Origin of the sequence: Aequorivita sp. Q41 (assembly GCF_039831855.1) — a bacterium.
GTDB lineage: Bacteria > Bacteroidota > Bacteroidia > Flavobacteriales > Flavobacteriaceae > Aequorivita.
Map to the genome: position 1 here is coordinate 737,316 of NZ_JBDPMS010000001.1, position 23,902 is coordinate 761,217.

The following is a 23,902-nucleotide window of genomic DNA, read 5'->3' on the forward strand; positions in this document are numbered from 1 at the left end:
TAAACTATTTCTAAACGTAGTAAAATCATCATTAATCATTGTTATTTTTGTTTTATGGGAAAAATTCAAGGGAAACCGTTAGCGCTTTTACTTTTCGTTTCAATATTGTTAGGAATTTTTGGAGCTTGTGATCAAACACTTCCAAAAACGGGGACTTTGATGGATTTTGTTCCAGAAAATACTTTGGTGGTTTTTAAGATTGCAAATTTTGAAAGCCTACAGGCAGATATTCAGAATAATGCTCTTCTATCAAAGTTTGAAAAATCGCCTCCCTATTTCTTTTTTTCTCAGAAAGCGGCACTTTTACAAAACCTACAGCCTAATTCGCAAAGCCTTTTGTGCATTAACAAACTAAACGACTCACTTTCAGCTTATACTTTTATTACAAAGCAAACAAAGGGGCTTTTTCAATTAGATTCTCTTAAAAATAAAACCATTGAAACCTTAAAGCTTGATAAGCAATCCTTTCAACGGGTAACAATTGGTAATGAAATAGCATACTCCGCCTTAGTTGATAGTGTATTCGTTCTTTCTTCATCACAACAGATTTTGATGGATATTTTAGAGCAAAAAACCGAACGCTCTGAAACCTTTTCAAAAGTTTTTAACCTTCCATCTTCCAATGAATTTACAGCTTTGGTTCGCGGTACTAAAATTGCGCTAAACGATTCTACAAAAATTGATTTTACTTCATGGAGCGCGTTAGATATAGCCATTGCACCAGATACGTTTACGGCAACTGGAATCACTTTGGCTACAGATAGTATTCCACAACTTTTAAATGTTTTTGAAGGGCAAACCCCACAACAAAACGATGCTTCTGAAATAGTCCCTCTTGATGCGCTTGGGGCTGTTAGTTTTACATTTAACGATGCCGAAAAATTCCAAAAAAAATTAAAGGATTTTAGAGGTGACAAAACAGCCACAGCAACCACCGGAATTTTTGGGTCAGTAAGTGAAGTTGGGAGTATTCAGCTAAAAAATGAAACTGCAATTTTTATAAAAAGCATTGATGCTCTTTTAACTGAAGATGCGTTGGCGCGTTATGTTTCGGCAAAAAGTTCGTTTCGTGACATTGAAATTAGCAGTTTTAGTGAACCGCAATTATTTCAAAAAACTTTTTCTCCTTTTATAAATTCTGCAAAGGCTAACTATGTTTTTCAGTTGGAAAATTTCTTTGTATTTATTGAAAATGAGGCAACCGCAGAACAACTTATCAGTGCATTTCAAAACAATGCGACATTAAAAAACAGTGCTTATTTTGAAAATACCGCAACAAATTTAAGTTCCGCTTCTTCCTTACTGCTGTTAAAAATGCAAGGCGAATATGCAACAGCAATTGCAAGATTTTTCAATTCAACAGCTAAAAAAAGCCTGGAGGCTATCTCTTTTAATGAGTTTCCATTGGCAGCCTTACAGTTTAGTTACGACAGAAATTTTGCGCATGTAACTTTCAGTTGCAATACACTTTCTGGAAAAACTCAGACCGTTTCAAGGAATGTTTCAGAAAAATTTAATGTAAAACTTGAAAACCCCGTTTTAGGAATTCCACAAATTTTTAATAATAAAGGCAGTAACGTGCTTGTGCAAGATGTTGGTAATAAATTGCATTTTATTTCTGAAAGTGGAAATATACTTTGGACAAAAAACCTAGGTTCAGGAATACTTGGAGCTATTGAAGTTATAACTATTTCCGGCAATAAATTCATGGCGTTTGCAACAAAAGATGCCTTCCATATCCTGGATCGAAATGGGAAGGACGCAACGTCATTTCCAATAAAATTTAAGGATGCTGTAACCCAGCCACTTTCGGTTTTTGATTATGACAACAACGGCAATTACCGTTTTGTGATTGTGCAGAATAATGGCGTATTAATGTATGATAAAAATGGAAAAACGGTAAAAGGTTTTGGGTTTGATAAAGCTAAAAGTAAGATTGTACAGTCGCCCAAACACATTCGGATGGGAAATAAAGATTATATTGTTATTGCTGAAGAAAGCGGGAAACTCAATATTTTGAGCCGTGTAGGAAAATCGCGTATTTCGGTGTCAAAAAACTTTAATTTTTCAGCAATCCCAATTGCTGAAGAAGACAATACTTTTGTGGTTATTACTAAAGAAAATACCAAAGAACGTATTTCACAAAATGGAAAAATAACTTCCCAGAAATTAGCTGTAGGAAGTAATTATTGGTTTGCAATAAACGGAACTACCAAAGTAACTCTTGATGATAATTTACTTCGTATTAACGGAAAACTAGTGGAGCTTCCACTTGGGCTTTATCACAAACCGCAGCTTTTTAACATCCATAGAAACACCTATATTACGATTACTGAAACCCAAGAAAAAAAGGTCTATGTATTTGATAAAAACGGTACGCTATTAAACGGGTTCCCTGTATATGGCACTTCCATAGCTTCAATGAGCGATGGAAATGAAAAAAACACCTTAGAGTTAACGGTTATTGGCGAATCGAATAGTGTGATTTTATATTCAAAAAATTAACCCCACTTCATTAAAAACATCACTTTTTACAGCAACTAAAGAGTTGAAATAAATTGTTAGCAACAGTTTTACGGAAATTTTAAAAGTTATATATGGAACACTTTCTTTCTTCTTTTGAAACCGTACCAACTTTAGAAATAAATTTACTTGATTTTAATATTTCGGGCTATTCTTTATTTCTAAAGCGTGAAGATTTATTGCATCCGTTTGTTTCTGGAAATAAATATAGAAAGTTAAAATACAACCTACAAGCAGCTAAACTTCAAAACCATCATACAGTACTAACATTTGGTGGCGCATTTTCAAATCATATTGCTGCCGTAGCTGCTGCAGGAAAACAGTTTAATTTTAAAACAATTGGTATAATTCGAGGCGAAGAACTTGCGGACAAAGCTACAGAAAACCCTACGCTTTTGTTCGCCCAAAACTGCGGTATGGACTTGCAATTTATTTCGCGAGAAAAATATAAACGCAAAGAAAATTCAGCATTTATTAAGACTTTAAAAGAAAAATTTGGTGCCTTTTATTTACTCCCTGAAGGCGGAACAAATGATTTGGCTGTAAAGGGCTGCGAAGAGATTCTAACAAAAACCGAAGAAACATGTGCCTATATCTGCACAGCTGTTGGAACCGGCGGAACTATGGCAGGCTTGGTTAAAGCTTCATCCGAAAAGCAAAAAGTATTAGGATTTTCGGCTTTAAAAGGTACGTTTCAAACTTCGGAAATTACCAAATATACTTCCAAAAACAATTTTGAAATTACGGACTCATACTGTTTTGGAGGTTATGGGAAAATAGATCTGAATTTGATACGTTTCATAAACGAGTTTAAAGAAAAAACAAAGATTCCTTTAGACCCAATTTATACTGGAAAAATGATGTTTGGTATTATGGAACTATTGAAAAAAGGGCATTTCAAAGAAAATAGCCGTATTTTTGCAATCCATACTGGAGGGTTACAAGGCATCACTGGGATGAACGAAAAATTAAAAAAGAAAAAACTACCTATAATTGAATAAAATGATTGGCAGAATAACGACACTTCTTCTTATATGTATAATTTGTTTTAGCAGTTGCAAATCAAAAAAAACCGCTGTAAAGCATAAAAAAAAGCACACTACAGAAAGGGTTGTTATCGTAAGACAACCCAATACGGAAACTAATACCAAAGCAGAAGAACCTGAAGTTGTTAAAGTGCCCGTAAACATTCCATACAGTGAACGCATTACAAATTATATTAATGAATTTAGTGGGATTGCAAAAGAAGAAATGTTACAATACGGTATTCCAGCCAGTATAACACTTGCACAAGGAATACTAGAAAGTGGCGCCGGTGCTGGAGAACTTACCATGAAAGCCAACAATCATTTCGGGATAAAATGCCATACAGGTTGGGAAGGTGACCGTGTGTATCATGATGATGATGAACGCGGAGAATGTTTCCGAAAATACAATGACCCAAAATATTCTTATCGCGACCATTCCTTATTTTTAACCCAAAGAAGTCGTTATCAAGATCTTTTCAAACTTAGAAAAGATGATTATAAAGGCTGGGCAAAAGGCCTAAGAAAAGCAGGTTATGCTACAGACCCCAAATACCCTGAAAAACTTATTAGCATCGTGGAGCGCTATAATTTAGATGAATTTGATAATGAAGTTTTAGGTAAAAAAACAAATCGATCTAATTCAAATGATACTAATATCGCTACGTATTCTGTGCAAGCTGGCGACACACTTTACAGTATCTCTCGTCGTTTTAATCTCACAGTAGAAACTTTGAAAAAATACAATGGCCTGAGAGATAACAACATCGCAATTGGTCAAACCTTATACCTTCATCCCCTAAAGAATCAATAGTTTTATAAAATTTGCTTTTTTAGCAATTTCATAGAACACCCTAAAAAAGTATTAAATTTCTTTAAATATTTATATGAATTATCAAAGAAGCAGCGCTCTTTTTCATGAGGCACAAAAAGTTATTCCTGGTGGTGTAAATTCACCTGTAAGAGCATTTAAAGCCGTTGGCGGCACTCCTATTTTTGCTGAAAAAGCAGTGGGAGCCTACTTATATGATGTTGACGGCAACAAACTTATAGATTACATAAACTCATGGGGGCCTATGATTTTAGGTCATGCGTATAAACCTGTGGTAAATGCAGTAATTGAAAAAGCCAAAAAAGGCACTTCCTTTGGAATGCCTACAGAAATTGAAACCGAAATCGCAGCACTAGCTGTTTCGATGGTGCCAAATATTGAGAAAATACGCTTTGTAAACAGTGGCACCGAAGCTTGTATGAGTGCGGTACGTCTAGCTCGGGGGTACACCGGAAAAGACAAGATCATAAAATTTGCAGGCTGCTATCACGGTCATAGTGATTCGTTTTTAATTCAAGCAGGAAGTGGTGCTATAACTTTCGGGGCTCCTAATAGCCCAGGTGTAACCGAAGGCACTGCAAAAGATACTTTGCTTGCTACCTACAACGATTTAAAAAATGTGGAAGCTGTAATTGCTGCCAACAAGAATGAAATAGCTTGTATTATTTTAGAGCCAGTTGCAGGAAACATGGGGTGTATTCCTCCAGCAAATGGTTTTTTGGCAGGTTTACGAAAACTATGTGATGACAACAACATGCTTTTAATTTTTGATGAAGTAATGACTGGCTTTAGACTTGCCCCTGGAGGGGCGCAAGAGCTTTTTGGAGTGAAAGCAGACATTGTAACTTTCGGAAAAGTTATTGGTGGTGGATTACCTGTTGGCGCATTTGCGGCAAATTCAGAAATAATGGATTATTTAGCTCCCCTTGGTCCCGTATACCAAGCAGGCACTTTAAGCGGAAACCCTTTGGCTATGGCTGCAGGCTTGGCAATGCTAAAGGAACTCAACGAAAATAGCGGGGTTTTCGAATCAATTAATAAAAAAACAGCATACCTTCATAAAGGTCTTCAAGAGGCACTTACTTCAGCAAAACTGAAATTTACAATAAATCGTTTGGGATCGATGATCTCAATCCATTTTTCAGAAAAACCTGTTACAGATTTTAATTCTGCTGCAGAAGCAAATAACGATACGTTCAAAAAGTTTTTTCACGGTATGCTTAATGAAGGAATCTACATTGCACCAAGCGCTTTTGAAACGTGGTTTATCTGTGACGCATTGAGTTATGAGGATTTGGATACTACAATTGCAGCTTGCAAAAAAGTTGCAGAGAATTTATAATAAAAAAGGCCCTTTCTAGAAATTAGAAAGGGCTCTTTATAAAAATAATTATAATCACTAATTATTCATTTTTAACCACTTGGTGTATTGTTCAGCAGACAAGGTCTTTTTCATTGCTTCTTTCAACTGTTTATCCAATTTATTTTTTTCAGCAGAAACAGCTGCTTCATTAATGTTTTTACCAGCTATATTTTTTTGGTAACCGACTTCTTTTGCTACAAGTGCTCTAAAAACTGTTCGTCCTTGGTCTCCATTCAACCCTAAGGCTTCAGTTAGTTTGGCCGTTTCTTCTTTAGCTATTACTTCGGGCCTGCTTTTATCCTGTGAAAGTTGCTGAGCCGAGACTGTTTGAATACCAAAAAGCATTGTTACTGCAAGTACAACTATTGTTAGAATATTTTTCATTGTTTTAATATTTAAGGTTACTAATGTAACTATTTTGCTTCATTAAAACAATAATCGCACCAAAAGAGATTTTTTTTACACTTTCTTTAATTTATCTCTTTTTAGATCGCTCTTTTTCACCCTTTCCTTTTCTATGCTTTTGGCTCTGCATACGTTCCCATTTTTTCATCTGCTCTTCCGTGAGTATCTCTTTTATTTTTCGTTGCATAGCGATCCGGCGGTCTAGCATGGCGCTTTTGGCATCGTATTTCTGCTGACTTGTCATTTCTTTAAAATTTTCTGAGCGCGGAGGGGTGCTTTTATCCATTTCCAAGAATAACTCCTTTACCTTACTTTCTTGAGAATTATTCAAATTTAATGCTAAGGTCATTTTTTTAGCTTTTAAAGCTGCTTTTTGTTCGGGAGTAAAATTTTCTTTTACTTCACTACGATGGTCTTTTCTTTTTCCATCTTTATTCTGTGCATTGATAGCAAAAGTTGCTAATGCCATAAAAATTATCAGTACTTTTTTCATAATATTTTTTTTAATGTTCAACATAGCTATGACCTAGAATTTCTAGTTAAGTTTAATTGAAGTTGTTTTTTTTGATTTATAGCTATTTCATTAGAAGCTTAAATAGCATAAAAAAAAAGGAACCGCATAAGCGCGGTTCCTTCACAAAATAAAACAATTAAAAAAATATTTATTTCACTACAAATCTTAAAACAGTATTGTAGTCATCAAATTTCAAAATATACACACCTAAAGCAAGGTCGGTAATATTGATACTATTTTTGTTTGCATCAACAGTTTGTTCCTTCACTTTTTGCCCTAATAAATTATAGATAGCAATTGTGTGTTCCTGTGTTAGGTTTGACAATGAGATAATATCATCTGCTGGGTTTGGATAAATAGCAACATTATATAATGCTTCAGTATCGTTTACTCCTGCAGTTACGCATGGGCCAGGTGCTGTTCCTGCGTTAGTTTCAACCATTGTACAAGCGCCTTCAGCAGAGAAAGTTGATGTAATATTAATTGCGCCACCATCAGCTGGTAAAACTACGCCCACAAATGTATGTGGAGAAGTTAATCCTGCTACAGAAACTGAAGCTGTTCCATCACCCGTTAAATCTAATGTGCCAGTTGCTGGAGGGTTTACAAAAGTTACAGTAACATCAGCTGTAAAATAATCATCACTACCGTCTCCAGGAGTACCATTATCATTACATGGAGAAATATTTGAGGTTTCTATTGCAGAAATATCGCAGGCCGTTGGGTCGCAAATATAAACTGGCAATACATATCCTCTAGCTTCAAATCTATCCGTAAATGCTTCAATTTCAGAACAGGTATACCCCATATCTATAGCGGCTTGTCTTACAGCAATCGCAGCATTCTGTTGGTTGGTAGTACTATTTGTCATCGCTAAGCCTTCCCAAACTGCAGCATCCATTTTTTCTCTTCCAATAATTTCCCATATTTCAAGAAGTACCGTTGCCCAAATTTGTCCATCTGTATGGATGGAGCCCGTAAGTCCACCTGGGTACATTGCACCATAATTGGTGGTTCTCCCTCCCCAAAATGGGTTGTGTCCGTCCCAGCCAAACACCCAAAAATATTGGTTGTCTGTATTATTCCAAAAACCTAAGCTTCTTTTGTATGAATTTGCCCAATAATCTCCAGTTCCTTCGCTTAAACCGTTTACTTGGCTTAGGCTTCCATTGGTCACAAAATCGTGAAGTCCATGGCCCAATTCGTGAAGAATTACGTCCATATCTTCTCCATCATCAACACCACCTTCTCCAAACTGAAGGCTTCCTGCGCTATAAAAAGAATTATCTGCGCCGTTGGCACCATGTGGATCAAAACGAACAACCCCCCCGTTATATATTGAAACTAAAGGTATGCCCAAATCATCATTTATATAACGAAAACTTTTATCGATATGATGGTAACAGTTTGCAGCTTCAAAACCTTGTTCATCGCGTGTAAAATCAAAATCTGATGATGTTTGAAGAAACAAACCTGTTGAAGGAGACCCTAATTCAGCTATTTCTGTATAGGCACCCCTCAATCTGTAATTCGTTCCGTCAAATTCTATATCTACAAGGTTTACAGATGTTCTTGCTGCGTTTAAATCTGCATTGGTCTGATCGTTATTATCTACATAATTCCCACCATACGTACTTCCTGTTTTTGTTAATGGGTCTGGATCAAAAACCATGGCTGTACCGGTTGCTTTTGACAGTGGGCCAACTGGATTTTTTCTCCCTTTTGGGTTTTTCTCATCTCCCGTAGATTTTTCGTAAATAGCAATATCTTTTGTGCTTAAAACGGCTCCCGATTTAGCATCGATAATTGTTTCCCAATTTCCCATTAGGAACTCAGACATTGTTGTTACCCTATACACCAATCTGCTAGCTCCCAACTTGTTATACACATAGAGTTTTACATCTTTTTGTGAAATATAGCCTTCAATATTTAAGGCATTAATTGCTGCATTCAAAGCGTCATTCTCAGAAATTGAAGGACTTGTATCAATGGCTTCAATTGTATTGTTGTAGGTACTGGCGTGATAGGTTACTTGATTGTTATTTGAAACATGTACCGCCACAGAAGAGTCAAAAACCTCTACCCCATTAACAGTATGGTAATATCGAAATGTCTCGCCTGAAGGTCCAGCATGGCTAAATGACATTGCAAAGCTTTGGTTTGTTTTGTTTATGGGCATATTGGCGTCCATCCACGCTTGCGCAACACTTTCTTTGCTTGATTGGGCAAAGAAAAGCTGTGTAAAGCCTATTAATAGCGAAGTGAATAATAGTTTTTTCATGAAAGTTTGATTTATAGTTTGTATATAGATTGTATATAGATTGTATATAGATTGTATATAGATTGTATATAGATTGTATATAGATTGTTAAATGTAGGATTTATCAATTATAAAACAAAAAAAACAATAGAAAACTAATTATAAAAAACAGGAAATGAGCTTATTTGAACTAAAATCATAAAATAAAAAAAAGGAAACTTCATTTTTGAAATTTCCTTTTTTATTAAGATATCTGTTTTTTTTAAAGGATTGAAACCATCAAGTTTTCATCAATTTTCTCAACTTTGGCAGCCTTTGAAGCTGTTAAACCCTTTATAGTTTTATCCCATTTCTTATTACTTAGCCCACTTTGCATTTTTAATTCTTCTAAAGAAACGGGTGAATTTGCTTTTAATAGTGCATAAACCGTTTTCTCATCTTCGGTCATTTCTACCTTTTTCTTTTCTGGTCTCATTTGCGGAAAGAAAAGTACTTCTTGTATGGAGGCGTTGTTGGTTAAAAACATAATTAATCGATCCATCCCGATCCCCATTCCACTGGTAGGAGGCATTCCATATTCCAAAGCACGTAAAAAATCGAAATCTATAAATGCAGTTGCTTCATCATCGCCTCTATCTGCAAGTTTTAATTGGGCTTCAAAACGCTCTCTTTGATCTATAGGGTCGTTTAATTCACTATAAGCATTTGCTATTTCTTTCCCACAAACCATTAATTCAAATCGTTCGGTAAGCTCAGGATTTTCGCGATGTTCTTTACAAAGCGGGCTCATTTCCTTTGGATAATCTGTAATAAAGGTAGGCTGAATAAAATTGCCTTCGCACTTTTCACCGAAAATTTCATCAATCAGTTTTCCTTTCCCCATCGTATCATCTACGGCAATGTTCATTTTTTCAGCAGCTTCACGAATTTCATCTTCTGTTTTTCCAGTAATATCAAAACCCGTAAATTTCTGAATTGCTTCTGCCATCGTCACTCTTGGGTATGGCGCTTTAAAGTCTATTTTGTACTCTCCGAATGTAGTTTCAGTGGTTCCATTTACTTCCATAGCACAGAATTCTAACAATTGCTCGCAGAAATCCATCATCCAGTTGTAATCTTTATAGGAAACATAAATCTCCATAGCAGTAAATTCTGGGTTGTGTGTGCGATCCATCCCTTCGTTTCGGAAGTTTTTAGAGAATTCATACACCCCATCAAAACCACCGACAATCAACCTTTTTAGGTATAATTCATTTGCTATTCGCATATACAACGGAATATCCAAAGAATTGTGGTGTGTTATAAAAGGTCGCGCTGCAGCCCCCCCTGGAATAGGCTGTAAAACAGGTGTTTCTACTTCAAAATAACCGCGATCGTTAAAAAAACTACGCATCGCATTGTAAAGTTTTGTACGCTTTACAAATATTTCTTTTACATGTGGATTTACCACTAAATCTGCGTAACGCTGACGATACCGCTGTTCTGGATCTGTAAAGGCATCGTGCACTTTTCCATCGGCATCAACTCGCGGTTGTGGCAAAGGCTTTAACGCTTTACTTAAAAGAGTAAAATTTTTAACCATAATGGTTTTTTCACCTACTTGCGTATTAAAAAGCTCTCCTTCTATACCTATAAAATCACCTATATCAAGTAATTTCTTATACACTTCGTTATAAAGAGTCTTGTCTTCGCCAGTACAAATTTCATCTCTATTAAAATATACTTGTATCCGTCCGTCGGCATCTTGTAGTTCAGCAAAAGATGCTTTCCCCTGGATTCTACGTGACATCAGTCTTCCTGCAACAATAACTTTTTTTCCTTCTTCAAAATTGCTTTTTATCTTTTTTGAAGTAGTGTCTACAGGATATAAATCTGCGGGATATGGATTAATGCCCATACTGCGCAGTTGGTTTAGTTTTTCTCTTCGGATAATTTCCAGTTCAGAAAGTTGCATAGATTAAGTATAAAAATAAGTTTGCAAAGATAGGGAAATGAAGTGCTAAATGCGAAAAGACTGGATTAGAAAAAAGAATAAAGAAAATAAATCTAGTCGTTAATTTTCTCGAGAGTAGATTCAATTGAAACCTTCACTCTTTTGTTATCGGGTTTTAGCACAAGTGCTTTATTATAATTTTCTAAGGCTTTGTCGAATTGATTTAAATCATAAAATTTATTTGCCAAACTTTCATAGACATAGGCTTCTTTAGGAAATAAAAATGTATTTAAAGCTGCAACAGTAATGGCTTCTTCTTTTCGGCTGGAATAGAACAACACATTAGAATAGGTGTTTAACTCACCCAAGCTCTTGGCTTCTTCCTTAAGCTGTGGCATGAGTTTTTTCATTTTTTTCTGAAACTTTTGTATGCCCATTTCATTTAAAGCATCATTTACAATTGTTACCGCATTATAATTTGGCGTGTAGGCTTTAGTTTGAATGATCTGCACTATATCATCTTCAAAAGTTGTTACGGGATGTTCAACAATTCGGTTAACTTCTTGTCCATTTTTATAAAAAATAAATGTTGGCACACGGTGAATGTTTAGCCCTTCTTGTTCACCGCCGGGACTTTGTTTGTAGAAATTTCGATCAGAATCGACCGCTACAACTGTAAGACGTTCCAAGGGAAAATTTGCTTCATCCAATACTTTATAAAATACAGGCAGTTCTTTTTTGCTATCTCCACACCAAGAACCAAAAAATGCTGTAATTGTATATTGTGGAAGCAATTTTTCTATTTCTGAAATTTTTTCTTTATCTGGTTGATAGGCTTTATAGTTGGTTAAAAACCATTCTGAATAGGTGTTTTCTGAAAGCGCTTGTTTATTTATTTTCCCCAATAACATTGGGCTTTTACCTTCTTGAATACTTTCATTATTAAAAGGCTGCGCATAAGTTGTAATAATAGCTATTGAAAAAGCGAAGGATAATAGGATTACATTTTTCATGATGTTGGTTTTAAAATTAACAGCACGAAGATTTTAAAAATGGATAAGAAAGCTAACAATTAGAGGTTTGAAAAAGGGACTAGACCCCCGTTGAATTTAGTTTGAATACAGGTTTTTCACTTCCTCCCGTGAGTTTACATTAAGTTTTTTGTAGAGGTTATTTATGTGCGATTTTACAGTACTTAAACTTACAAACATCAAAGAAGCGATTTCTTTATTGCTTTTATTTTCAAGAATAAGTTCTAAAACTTTCTTTTCCTGATTGGAAAGCGATTCTTTTAAAGCGACAAAAGTGTTAGCTTTTTGCAACTTCCTATAAAAAAATAAATTTCCTAAAATTGATATTCCAGCAATTACGCCAAGCAGAAAAAACCACCATGGAAATCCATCGGGTTTAATTGCTGCTACCAAATATTTATCTGAAGTAAGTTCTGCTCTATATTGCTCTGTATAGTTACTGTTTGGGTATTTTTCAATGAGGCGCTGAAGTAAATCATCGTAATACGTATTTGTCTTTAGGTCTTCTAAATAATAAGAATGTAGGGGTTGCGTCCTATCAGAAAAAAAAGCATAACTATAAAGTTCCGCTAAGGGCTCTTGCAATTGCTCGCCATATTGTTGTAAAATACCAAACCATTTTTTTGAATTAATCCTTCTATTTGCTTCACTACGGTAGGTTCCAAAAGCAAAACGCATATCGTGTTTTAATGAATCTATCTTTAAAAAAGCAGTTGCTTTTTCATTTTTGGAAACTACACGACAGAACATTTCTTCATCAAATGAAAAAGGAAGTGACAGGGTGTTATTATTATTTGCAATAAAAACAATTTCTTTACTATTGGCACAATGCCCAGTAAAATGAGTGGTGTTTTGGTCGTTTTCACTACATAAATCTACATGGATTCTATAAATTCTGTTCTCCAAAGGCAAATTATCGCCTGAAAAAGAAAAGAAACCTGTAACATCCGGAGTGGTTTTATTAAGAATTTGCTCAGGATACACCCCGGATATTTTTCGGTAATCATCAACTACTGAAAGATAAACCAAGCCTTTGGTTGACGCTGCATCTACATATCCTGAAAATTGATATTGCGCTTCGCAAACCGTGATTGCAAAAAAGAAAAAAAACGGAATAATTTTTTTAATGCTCATATAAAAATAAACGACTAAGGTATTAAACCTTATTCTTGTAACAAAAGGAAAATTGATTTGACCAATAGCTAAGTTATTAATCGTAAATTTGTTTGTAATGAGTATCTGGAGAGTCCTATTAGCAATTATTTTCCCGCCACTTGCTGTTATTGGTAAGGGTTGTGGCTCCATATTAATCGTTTTTATCCTTACTATTTGTGGTTGGATTCCTGGAGTAATTGCTGCATTAATCATCTTAAACAATCCTAAAAACTAAACCCCAATGAAAAAAATATTAATTCTAATTACAGTAACCATAGTAGCTATAGGTTGTCAGTTTAACGAAACCATGGTGATGAATGATGATGGCACTGGCGTAATAAGTGTAGAGGCAAATTTAAGTGAAATGATGGCCTTTGGAGGCTCCACATTTATTGATTCTTCAACTATAAAAATGGATACTATTATACGTATGAAACAGTTTTTGGAAGAAAAAAAAGACAGTATTTCCAAGCTTTCTATGAACGAACAAAGAAAGTTAAAAAAACTTGAAAACTTTAATTTTCATATGCTTATGAATTCAGAAACTTCTGAGTTGGTTTATAAAATAACTACAGAATTCACGGATGTTAATGAAGCAAATGATATTATGAATGGTTTGGAGCAATCTTCAAATTTAATGCCCAACAAAGACGCTGAAGACTCCAAAAAAGATTCCCCAGAAGTTGTTGGAGTTGCATATTCATATAAGAATGGTGTTTTTAAACGCGATGCTTTTATCAAGGACAAAAAAGGACATCAACAGCAAGTAGATAGTTTAAAAAAGACTGAAATGTTTATGGGTGGTTCCAATTATACCCTGAATTATACATTTCCGAGGAAAATAAAAAAAACATCTAATCCGCAAGCTACTTTTTCGGAAGACAAAAAAACTGTTATCTTACAGAAACCATTTATTGAATATTTTAAAAATCCAGATGTACTGGATTTGGAAGTAGAATTAGAAGATTAATTTATTTATACCACTGAAAGTCTACTAATTACTGTTCATTAATTAAAAATTTATAAAGTATGAAAGCATTATTTATTCTAGTTTCCTTATGTATGGTAAATGCCTGTAAAACACAGACAGACACTGTAATTACAACCAACAACACGAACATGGAACAGATAAAAAATAAAACTACAGGCTGTCCAGAGGAAGGTACATGCAGTGTAGCTGCACATAAAAACCAGCGTTTGGCTATTAAAGATGATGGCACTGGCGCTTTATATCCAGAAATGACCACTGGCAACAATATAATTGTAGCCTTTACCTATGCCGTTAAAGGCCCAGAAGGCACTGCAGACGGCGATTATTCTGAAACTATTCACTTTGAAATCCCTTCAGACACCCAGCGATTGAGCAAAGAGAACGCTGCTCTTGCAGATGTTAATTTACTTTTTGGGAGACATTGCTTTTGTAGAGATGGAGGTTATTTCCCTGTTACTGACGGAAAACTTATGGTTGAAAAAACTGATACGCTTATTACTTTTGACCTTCAGTTTAGAACAGACAAGACATCTCAGACTATTTCACATATTAGGAATACAGTAACGCTTTAGTACATTTAGCAGAAAGTTGCTCATTCTTTTCTTCTTACTAATTCTAAAAAATAAAAGAGGCGTTCCATTAATGGAACGCCTCTTTTTTATATTTATTTCTAAACTAAATTAGTTCTTAATAACCTTCTTAGTTGTTACTTTAGTTCCGTTTTTAACAACAAGGAAGTACATTCCGCTTTCAACATAACCGTAGTCAAGTTGCTTGCTAAAAGTGCTTGATGCTGTAACATCATCAAAAGTAAATTGGTTGATTGCTCTACCTCTTAAATCATACAAAGAAACTTCGATATTATCATTTGAAGCTGGTTTGAATGAAAGGTTGAACGTTCCATTTGAAGGGTTTGGATAAACCGCAAAGTTCTCAAAAGTAAACTCGCCAACACCAACAACACCATCAACAGTTATTACCGCGTCGTTAAGATCGTAAAAAATATTGTTTGATGACTTAATCATTAATCTACCTGTGGTAGTATTAAGGTTTGGCACATTTACTACAGCACTACCATTGTTTGGTACATTTGCAGCAACCATAACTGGGTACGTTAATCCCCCATCAGTAGAGAACATAATGTCTACATTCGGGCTATTTACTGGAGCAACATCTGTTCCTGCAACATCCCAAGTTACTGTTGCCGTAGATTGTGTAGTCCATGTAGTAGGGGTTGCTTGTGATGTTACTACAAAAGGACCAGCAGTTCCATCAACAGTAACAAACATATTATCACTTGCTGTAGCTCCTCCTGCTAATGCGTTATCACGAACTGTATATCTAAATCGCAATGATCTTCCTACAGTTGGCACCACTTCCCAAGTACTCTTTGTTTGGTTATTTAATACTGTGGCTAAAGCTGGCATATATCTTTCTGGGTCTGGTAATGGATCAATCGATCTAAATAAAGGCCCGAAGACAGAAGTGCTTTGCGGTGGCATTGAACCGATTTGATTATCCATTTGTTCCCAACAGTGCGAAAGCACATTAGCTCCATCCGGGTCTGTTGCAGCCCCCTTTAATATAAAAGGTGTTCCTTTTGGAATTACAACATCTGGCCCCGCATCTGCTGTTGGAGGTAAGTTTCCTGTAGCTGTTTGTGTAGCACATTGGCTACTTCCACTTTTAACATTAGACCACATTTGCTGAATACTAATTGCAGTAAAGTAATCATCACTACGTGACTGAACGTTTGGAGAGCAAATTCCTGCATACGCCATAATTGTAGATCCACTTCCAGGTTCCATTGCAGTTGAATCTGTTCTGTTACCGCCACAAGAATTGTTAAAAGTGTGCGTTGCACCAAATTGGTGTCCCATTTCGTGAGCCACATAATCAATATCATAAAAATCACCAACTGGGCTATTTGTACCAGTAACCCCTCTAGCTTTAGATGCAGTACAAGGAACTCTTAATTGAGCTAAACCACCTGCGCCAGTACTAAAAGTATGACCTATATCGTAATTAGCGGAACCAATTTCTGCATCAATTACTGTTTGACTTTGATTAATTAAAGTCCCTGCGTTGTTGTTAGTAAATGGATCTGTACTGCTATTAAGGAAAATAATATCTTCTTGATTTGCAACTAAAACCATAGTTACAGCAAGATCTCTTTCATAAACACCGTTTACACGTGTCATGGTAGTATTCATTGCTTCAAGAACAGCAGCCTTCTTAACAGCGTCAGTTGCTGTTGTTGGAATTCCTTGACGGTTTAAGTGAAATAAAGCATACTCCCCTGTACAAGCAACAGCAGCTCTAAAAGTTCTTAACATCCCATCATTAGCATTTTTATTTTCAGATAAAATTACTGGAGCTTCATCGTCGTCATTTAAACATTCAAATCCGTTAGGATCAGATGGCAATGAGCTGATGTTGTAGCTAATATAAAAGTTTTTATCCTGAGTATAAGGATCAATATAAATTGTTGAAAATTTAGGAGAAGAAATCATCGCATTCAAGCCTATGTTAGAAACACTAAAACGTGCAATTGCTGAAGGATCATCAATTCCTTGCGCCACATAAGAACGAATGTTTGGGTGTTTAGCTTGTAGCGCAGGCTCCATTACGGAAGCTTCAAAAACTTGAAATTTCTGAACTTCTCCATTATTGGTAGGCAAGTCAACAATAACATTGCTTTTTCCAGCATTTCTAGCAGGAGCATCAGCTAAAATAGCAATTAAAGCAGCACTATTTAGCTCAAACAGGTTATATTCCTGTGGCATGGTATTTCTATCGGCTTTTTGTCTGTGTTGCGTTTCTAGGTTCGACGTTTTCGTCCATAACGCATTTGTCTGTGCATTTATCCCAAAGCAAAAGAGCATAAAGGATAAAACCAGCATTTGTTTTAAAGTACTTTTTTTCATTGTAGTCGTGATTATTATGAATGTTTAGAGGTGTAAATATAATACCCTTTAGGGAATTTAAGGAATAATTAAGAGACTAACTTACAGTTTTAAGGTAAAATTTCACAAAATTCAAGAAAATGAAGACTGAAAATATATTTTATTGATAGTTTTACCCTCAATTTTAAAAAAAACAACACATTGAATAAGTCTCTCGAAATTATAAACTTAGCCCTAAAGGACTACAAAGAAACTTGGGAGTTTCAGGAATCACTTTTTCAAAATATTCTTCAAATTAAGAGTACCAATAGAAAAGAAAACACTTCGCAAGAAACCCCTAATTATCTTCTTTTTGTAGAACATCCACATGTATATACACTTGGAAAAAGTGGACACTTAGAAAATTTGCTTATATCTAAAGAAAAGCTAAAAGAAATTGACGCAAAATTTTATAAAATAAATCGCGGTGGCGATATAACCTACCATGGGCCCGGGCAAGTTGTGGGCTATCCAATTATAGATTTAGAAAACTTTTTTACAGACATTCATAAATACCTCCGTTTACTCGAGGAAATGATTATTCTTACGCTGGCAGAATACGGATTAAAAGCAGAACGCAGCACTGGCGAAACCGGCGTTTGGCTTGATGTAGGCACGCCTTTTGCTCGAAAAATATGCGCCATGGGCGTTCGTGCAAGCCGCTGGGTTACCATGCATGGATTTGCCTTAAATGTAAATACAGATTTAGGGTATTTTGACCATATGATTCCCTGTGGAATTAAAGACAAAGCAGTTACTTCATTAAATGTAGAACTTGGAAAGGCAAGTGTCTCAATGAAAGAAGTTGAAGAAAAATTATTAAAACATTTTCTTGCACTTTTTGAAGCAAAAATAAAACCTACTAAAACAGTTTAAACCCTTTATTTCTATTCTTATTTTTTAACAATACGAAATCCTTATTCAACCAAAGCCTTTATGCTTGAAAAAGATTTGCAGATATGTTTCTTTACCATATACTTTGTTATAGGCTTTAAAGTTTTTCCCGTTTCTGGGTGCAATCCATAACTTGAAAAATACTCTAATTCTTTATCTTTATTTTTACCATACCATATTTTAACAGCCCCATCACCATTGAAAAATGTACTTTCACAATTGGGAAACAGTTTTTTAAAACCCCTTATCCTTTCTTCTTTGTATAGCTTAAGAACACCGTCTTTAATTTTTTCTGAATCAAATGCAACCTCTACAAAATGGGTTTCATTCCATTCCATCCAGCGCTGTTTATTAAAATAGTTATATCCCAAAAAACAAATGATTCCTACAATAAAAACGATTGAAAAAGATTTAATCCATTTACTATTTTTCTTTACCCAATTTCCAGTTTTAGTTTGACCCCTATGCTTTGTGGTTAAAGCCTTTTCTTCTAATTCATTTTTCAACAAGTAGTCTTTGTAATCCATATACCCTAAATATTTAGCTAAAGCCACTATAACTTGTGGCTGGGGGATTTCAATATCGTTATCTACTTTAGAAACCGCCTCTTTATAAAAATCTCTTAAGCTTCGATCTCCATATACAAAGCTTTCCGAAATAATAGCAGAAAGCTCCTTTGCGATTTTATTTAAAGAAGGAGACTTAACACCTTCTAATATTAAATTCTCTCGCGTTTTTTCAAACGCTTTTAGAAGTAAATCTTTATGCATATACATTTATTTTTCAGTATTTCAAAACTACATAATTACGAATTGAAAACTGTTGGAATTTTTTTTCCAAAGGCTTTCCAATGACTTTCCAAACTTTCCTCTACAACCTCCATTTATTTGTCCTGTGTTGCAATGCCGCCTTAGGTGTAATAAGGTTTACAAAACATTTCAACTTTTATACTGGAGCCGCAATGTATGGGTATTGGCCATTTTGAGAAGTATCTAAGAGACTATACTTCTGCGCGCTACACTTCTCAAAGACCGAAGGATGTTCCTTCAAAATTAACGTATTGCCAAAACATCAAAAACTCTAGAAGCTTTCTGGAGGGCCATACTAGTGTTCAAATTTAAAATGAAATTAAAATGAAAAAAATAATATTTATACTATTTACCGGATTTCTATACACAGGTTTTTTTTCTTGCACACCTCAAGCTATTAGCGAAGTCGTAAAAGATACGCACGCATGCTGTGGTGATTATGGAAACATCCCACCACCACCCCCGCCAGGAAATACTGGCGGCTGATAATTATTTCGCAATTTGTAGTATTTTAGAGGAATGAAAAACCTACCGCTTTCATTCCTCTTTTTTATACCTTTTGTTGCTTTTGTTACAGCAGCTTCCCATAGCCAAACCCAGCCTGACAGTGCGAGGTTTTACTATAACCTTATCGTTAATCCTCAAAAAAGTATTGACATCCCAAAGGGCATTAAATATTACCAACTTCAAAAAGAAAAACATTTAAAGGAAGGCAATACCTATCAAGCTATTCAAGATATACGTTTAATAGCTATCGGTCAAAATACACTTGGGGATCTTTATGAAACTGAAACGGCATTTGTAGAAGCATTAACCCTAATTGATACTGCTGCAGAAAGTGATACTTTATCACAATCGCGTGTAGGCTTATACAATCAACTAGGAAACATCTATCGTTTTCAATATAATTATGAAAAATCTATAAAAGCTTTTGACAATGCGTTGCGGTTTTCAAAAAAACAAACCGACAGCATTACTATAATTAACAATAAGGCGAATGTTTTTAAAGATTCACAAGATTACGAGAGCGCTTTAAAACAACTAAACCTAGCCAAATCTAAAAATAATATATCGCAAGACTCTCTTTTACTCGCGTTGGTCTTAGACAATCTAGGCAGCGTACAAGCTAAGCTTAAAATCCCTGACGCCCTTGAAAATCTCAAAAAAGCACAAAAAATCAGAGCACAAGAAAACAATCTTACGGGGCTGTATGCAAGCTATAAAAACCTGACGCTCTATTATTTTGATAAGAAGGAAAAAGAGCAAGCTACAAAATATGCTAACAAAGCATATCAGACTGCCAATACCATTAATATTGCTTCCTTTGTCCAAGACGCACTTTCACTTTTCGTGATAATTGGCGAAGATGAAAAAATGATTGCCTATAAAAATCTTTCTGATAGTATGGCTAAAGAAAAGCAACTGGCAGAAAATAAAAATGCTTTTATTAAGTATAATGTAGCGAATGAACGAAAAAAAACTGCCGCCGCTTTATTGAATGAAGAAAAGCAAAAAACCCATAAAATACTTTTTCTTACAATTGGGCTTCTTGTTTTTATTTCATCAATATTTATCTACTTCATCAGTAAGTCAAAACACAAAAAAGAAAAGCTGGAACAAATCCATATTACCGAATCTAGAATTTCAAAAAAAGTACACGATGAAGTTGCAAATGACGTCTACCACCTTATGGCAAAAGTGCAAGGAAATGTCACTGAAAATGAAGAACTTTTGGACGATTTGGAAAAGATTTACAACAGAACCCGTGATATTTCAAAAGAAAATAGTGCAATTGAAATTCAGGAAAACTTTAGTCTGCAATTGAATGATTTATTGCTTAATTATCAAAACGAAAAGGTGAAAATTGTAACTCATAACATTTCAAAAATTGAATGGAAATATCTTTCTAGCATCAAAAAAACAACTATTTATAGGGTTTTACAAGAATTAATGACCAATATGAAAAAACATAGTAACGCCTCTATGGTAGTCGTTTCTTTTCAACAAAACAATAAAAAAACACTAATTGAATATACTGATAATGGAAAAGGCTGCGAGTTAAAAAACAAAAATGGGCTTCAAAATACGGAAAACCGTATTCAAGCATTAAATGGAACTATTATTTTTGATTCAAAACCCACTAAGGGATTTAAAGCAAAAATTACATTATAGCGTATGTTTAAAAAAGTTTTAATTTCAGAAGATATGGACAGTATTAGCAACGGCGTAGCTACTGTTCTTGAAGCGTTGCAAATAACTACTTTTCAAAAAGTACAGTATTGTGACGACGCATATATAAAGATTAAGAAAGCAGCGCAGGATCAGGCTCCTTTTGATTTATTGATAACCGATCTTTCGTTTAAGGCAGACCATAGAACGCAGAAATACCCGTCTGGAGAAATACTTGTAAAAGCATTAAAACAAGAACACCCTAATTTAAAAACAATCGTTTATTCAGTAGAAGATCGTCCCGCAAAAATACGCACTGTATTGACTGAATGTAAGACCGAAGCCTATGTTTGTAAAGGAAGAAATGGTTTAAAAGATTTAACCGAAGCGATTCATGCCGTGTATAACGGACAACGGTATATATCGCCACAACTAGTAAATACCTACAAGCAAAGCCCCCCTTCAGAAATTGATGACTACGATATTGAACTCATGAAATTGCTCGCCAATGGTTTATCGCAAGAAGAAATGAGTATTCATTTTAAAAACAACGACATAAAACCAAGCAGCATTAGCAGCATAGAAAAACGAATTGTTAAGCTTAGAAATCATTTTAATGCCAATAATTCAATTCAGCTTATTTCTATAGTTAAAGACCTAGGAATTATTTAAAAATAAACTATTGCTTGCATTTAATTCGGATAAATACCAAATAAAACCTCTTAATAAGGAAAACCGTAAAACTAAACCTTCAAAGCATACTATCTTAGCTATGAATTTAGTCGAGGTAAATTTCTGGGGAGAAAAATAGGGGCTAAACTAAACCTCTTACAGCATGCTGTAGGAGGTTTTTTTATAAAAAATTCATCCTTATACTAAAGCAAGTATAATCTTTAACAAAAAAAACACCAATACTTCACCCTCTTTTTTTTACAAATTAAATGCATAAAATTTACCACTTTCAATTTAGTATTAGGTATTTCAAGTTTTTACTAAAACACATTTAATAACTAAATTGTTCAAGCTTATTTATTTTTATCACAAAAAATCAACAGTTTTATGTTATTGGTGTTTTAACATTTCGTTAACTATGTTAGATTTTGAATATTTTTTCAAGAAGTTCTTTATCACATTTCTATCCCATAGACTGTATAAAATAAATTTAAAATTATTTATTTAACCAAGTTGCTGATTTTCTGTGTTTTACATCGCCGTAAATTTCTTAATTTTTCTTAGATATCCAAAGTCTCAATTTTTAGCTAATTCTTCATAAAGATTCTCATTTTGAGACATTTTAACATTTCTTTTTGGTTTTTTTTAGTACTTTTGAACCGTGTAAAATGCATTACATCGATTAAATAATTAAAACAACCCATTTAAATGTACAAAAACGAGATGACACTAAATTTCAGATACTTATATCAACACTCTCTCTTTTAAATTTTAAAAAAATTACCAGTATTATCTTTTCAAGCTTTTATTTTGAAATAACAAAAGATAAAAAATTTCGATTCCCTAATTGATGAACACCTTATAACTCATTGAAAAAATAAATTTTCTATTATGAAAAAATCACTACCCCCACAGAGGTATTACGGGCTACTTAAACCCTTCATATTGCTGTTTTTTTTCCTTTTAACTACACATACCGCTTTATCACAAAACAAAGTGATTGCAACCAGTGTAATTTCTAGCTCACATGTAGACAATCCTAATAATGCAATTGCAGAAAACGGACTTTCGGCAACATTAAACTCCTATGGAGGGATTATTGGTGGCGCCCTTGCTTATAGTGGAGAATTAGAACTTCAGTATCCAGGCTTGGTTCCAGCAAACACTACTTCCTTTGTAAAAATAGACATAGATGAAGACTTGCTTAATTCATTACTTGGAGGAAGCTTAGGTAACTTACTGGCAGACATATTAGAAACTGTTATTCTTGGAAATCACTATTTCAATATTGAGGCGCGTAACGGAAATACCACAGTGTTTTCAGGATCTTCAATTACGCCATTCTCAGACGGAAGGCTTAGAGTTGTTCAGGATAAAAATGGAGATTTTTATGTTGCAATAACCCCAGACCAAGCATACAATAGAATTTATATAGAAGATAGAACCGATGCGTTACTTTTAGGAAGAAGAAACAGTATGGAGGTATATCATGCATTCTATTTTGATAACAACCAATGTGAATTAGACCCTCTTTATACAGATTATGACGGTACTGGAATTACTTTAGACCTTCTTAAAATTGGTGGAGCTGGAGTTACAGACCCACATTTAGTGTTAGACAATGATTTAGACACTCACTCTGAAATAAGCTTAGGAATACTTAGCGTTTTAGCATCTATGCAACAAAATGTGTATTTCCCTACAACATATGCACCAACAGACGAATTTTCTGTAACATTAAGTACTGATCCAGCCCTGGTAACACTTGGCCTGTTAAACAATGTAAATGTTAGTGCTTATAACGGTCCTACATTGGTTTATTCAACCGACCTTTCTTCAGTATTAAATTTAGATTTGCTTACACTATTACAAAATGGCGATAAAGCAACAATAGTATTTGAACCAGGCTTAGCTTTTGATAGAGTCGTAATAAGCCTTTCTTCCTTATTAGGTGTAAATATTGACCAAAGACTTAATGTATATGACATCTCAGTTGTAGGTCCTGATGCACCAACAACAAATGATGATACACAAGAATTCTGTGCGGCAGACGCACCAACAGTAGCAGATCTTGATGTAAATGAAACTACAGTAGTATGGTATGATGCGCCAACCGGTGGAAATTTATACGATCCTACAGATCCATTAGTAGACAATACAAGCTATTATGGCGCTCAAATATTAAATGGTTGTGAAAGTTTATTAAGACTTGAAATTCAAGTAACGATCAACGATACTGCTACGCCAACAACAACAGATGATACACAAGAATTCTGTGCCGTAGAAGCACCAACAGTAGCTGATATTCAAGTTAACGAAACGGATATTACTTGGTATGATGCGCCAACAGGCGGAAATGCGTACAACGCAACCGATCTTTT

Annotated in this window: 19 protein-coding genes and 1 pseudogene; 12 read left to right on the plus strand and 8 right to left on the minus strand. The window is 34.7% G+C overall.

Annotation, left to right across the window (positions count from 1 at the left end):
• Positions 1 to 54: 54 nt before the first annotated feature.
• The 4 genes from ABJ955_RS03440 (at position 55) to hemL (ending at position 5,722) form a co-directional block, all read left to right on the plus strand.
• Positions 55 to 2,505, plus strand: a complete 2,451-nt coding sequence (locus ABJ955_RS03440) for a hypothetical protein (protein ID WP_347373204.1) — start codon at positions 55 to 57, stop codon at positions 2,503 to 2,505.
• Positions 2,506 to 2,597: 92 nt separating this feature from the next.
• Entirely contained in the window at positions 2,598 to 3,524 is a 927-nt protein-coding gene (locus tag ABJ955_RS03445) for a pyridoxal-phosphate dependent enzyme (protein ID WP_347373205.1), read from the plus strand.
• A gap of 1 nt (position 3,525) precedes the next feature.
• Positions 3,526 to 4,362 (plus strand): glucosaminidase domain-containing protein, encoded by an 837-nt coding sequence (locus ABJ955_RS03450; protein ID WP_347373206.1) that lies wholly within the window; start codon positions 3,526 to 3,528, stop codon positions 4,360 to 4,362.
• Positions 4,363 to 4,435: 73 nt separating this feature from the next.
• A complete protein-coding gene (hemL, locus tag ABJ955_RS03455) occupies positions 4,436 to 5,722 on the plus strand; it encodes a glutamate-1-semialdehyde 2,1-aminomutase (protein WP_347373207.1) in 1,287 nt (428 codons plus the stop codon).
• 57 nt (positions 5,723 to 5,779) lie between these two features.
• Here hemL and ABJ955_RS03460 read toward each other — a convergent pair whose 3' ends face one another.
• From ABJ955_RS03460 to ABJ955_RS03485, 6 genes are all read right to left on the minus strand, one after another.
• Positions 5,780 to 6,127, minus strand: coding sequence for a hypothetical protein (locus tag ABJ955_RS03460; protein WP_347373208.1), 348 nt, complete (start codon positions 6,125 to 6,127; stop codon positions 5,780 to 5,782).
• A 91-nt stretch (positions 6,128 to 6,218) separates the two neighbouring features.
• Positions 6,219 to 6,641, minus strand: coding sequence for a hypothetical protein (locus tag ABJ955_RS03465; RefSeq protein ID WP_347373209.1), 423 nt, complete (start codon positions 6,639 to 6,641; stop codon positions 6,219 to 6,221).
• A gap of 169 nt (positions 6,642 to 6,810) precedes the next feature.
• Complete coding sequence (locus ABJ955_RS03470; RefSeq protein ID WP_347373210.1) at positions 6,811 to 8,943, minus strand: T9SS type A sorting domain-containing protein; 2,133 nt, start codon at positions 8,941 to 8,943, stop codon at positions 6,811 to 6,813.
• Positions 8,944 to 9,184: 241 nt separating this feature from the next.
• The gene (gene lysS, locus ABJ955_RS03475) at positions 9,185 to 10,876 is read right to left on the minus strand and encodes a lysine--tRNA ligase (RefSeq protein ID WP_347373211.1); all 1,692 of its coding nucleotides are present in this window, start codon (positions 10,874 to 10,876) and stop codon (positions 9,185 to 9,187) included.
• Positions 10,877 to 10,968: 92 nt separating this feature from the next.
• A complete protein-coding gene (locus tag ABJ955_RS03480; protein ID WP_347373212.1) occupies positions 10,969 to 11,868 on the minus strand; it encodes a thioredoxin family protein in 900 nt (299 codons plus the stop codon).
• 96 nt (positions 11,869 to 11,964) lie between these two features.
• Positions 11,965 to 13,020 (minus strand): helix-turn-helix transcriptional regulator, encoded by a 1,056-nt coding sequence (locus ABJ955_RS03485; RefSeq protein WP_347373213.1) that lies wholly within the window; start codon positions 13,018 to 13,020, stop codon positions 11,965 to 11,967.
• Positions 13,021 to 13,117: 97 nt separating this feature from the next.
• Between ABJ955_RS03485 and ABJ955_RS03490 the strand changes: the two genes are divergently transcribed.
• From ABJ955_RS03490 to ABJ955_RS03500, 3 genes are read left to right on the plus strand one after another with little or no spacing between them, the layout of a single operon-like run.
• Positions 13,118 to 13,276: a YqaE/Pmp3 family membrane protein gene (locus tag ABJ955_RS03490; RefSeq protein WP_347373214.1), complete on the plus strand. Its 159-nt coding sequence runs from the start codon at positions 13,118 to 13,120 to the stop codon at positions 13,274 to 13,276.
• 6 nt (positions 13,277 to 13,282) lie between these two features.
• The gene (locus ABJ955_RS03495; RefSeq protein WP_347373215.1) at positions 13,283 to 14,011 is read left to right on the plus strand and encodes a hypothetical protein; all 729 of its coding nucleotides are present in this window, start codon (positions 13,283 to 13,285) and stop codon (positions 14,009 to 14,011) included.
• A 59-nt stretch (positions 14,012 to 14,070) separates the two neighbouring features.
• Positions 14,071 to 14,604, plus strand: coding sequence for a hypothetical protein (locus tag ABJ955_RS03500; RefSeq protein WP_347373216.1), 534 nt, complete (start codon positions 14,071 to 14,073; stop codon positions 14,602 to 14,604).
• Positions 14,605 to 14,712: 108 nt separating this feature from the next.
• On the opposite strand, the gene ABJ955_RS03505 is transcribed toward ABJ955_RS03500, so the two are convergent.
• Complete coding sequence (locus tag ABJ955_RS03505; protein ID WP_347373217.1) at positions 14,713 to 16,959, minus strand: reprolysin-like metallopeptidase; 2,247 nt, start codon at positions 16,957 to 16,959, stop codon at positions 14,713 to 14,715.
• Positions 16,960 to 17,139: 180 nt separating this feature from the next.
• Here ABJ955_RS03505 and lipB point away from each other — a divergent pair, with 180 nt between their 5' ends.
• Complete coding sequence (lipB, locus tag ABJ955_RS03510; RefSeq protein ID WP_347373218.1) at positions 17,140 to 17,853, plus strand: lipoyl(octanoyl) transferase LipB; 714 nt, start codon at positions 17,140 to 17,142, stop codon at positions 17,851 to 17,853.
• A gap of 41 nt (positions 17,854 to 17,894) precedes the next feature.
• Here lipB and ABJ955_RS03515 read toward each other — a convergent pair whose 3' ends face one another.
• Positions 17,895 to 18,641 (minus strand): hypothetical protein, encoded by a 747-nt coding sequence (locus ABJ955_RS03515; protein ID WP_347373219.1) that lies wholly within the window; start codon positions 18,639 to 18,641, stop codon positions 17,895 to 17,897.
• A 363-nt stretch (positions 18,642 to 19,004) separates the two neighbouring features.
• On the opposite strand from ABJ955_RS03515, the gene ABJ955_RS03520 reads away from it, so the two are divergent.
• The 4 genes and pseudogenes from ABJ955_RS03520 to ABJ955_RS03535 form a co-directional block, all read left to right on the plus strand.
• Positions 19,005 to 19,166, plus strand: coding sequence for a hypothetical protein (locus ABJ955_RS03520; protein ID WP_347373220.1), 162 nt, complete (start codon positions 19,005 to 19,007; stop codon positions 19,164 to 19,166).
• Positions 19,167 to 19,199: 33 nt separating this feature from the next.
• The gene (locus ABJ955_RS03525) at positions 19,200 to 20,852 is read left to right on the plus strand and encodes an ATP-binding protein (protein WP_347373221.1); all 1,653 of its coding nucleotides are present in this window, start codon (positions 19,200 to 19,202) and stop codon (positions 20,850 to 20,852) included.
• A 3-nt stretch (positions 20,853 to 20,855) separates the two neighbouring features.
• On the plus strand, positions 20,856 to 21,521 hold the full coding sequence (locus ABJ955_RS03530) for a response regulator (RefSeq protein WP_347373222.1): 666 nt from the start codon (positions 20,856 to 20,858) through the stop codon (positions 21,519 to 21,521).
• A gap of 891 nt (positions 21,522 to 22,412) precedes the next feature.
• Positions 22,413 to 23,902: pseudogene (locus ABJ955_RS03535) on the plus strand (hypothetical protein); the annotation flags it as partial.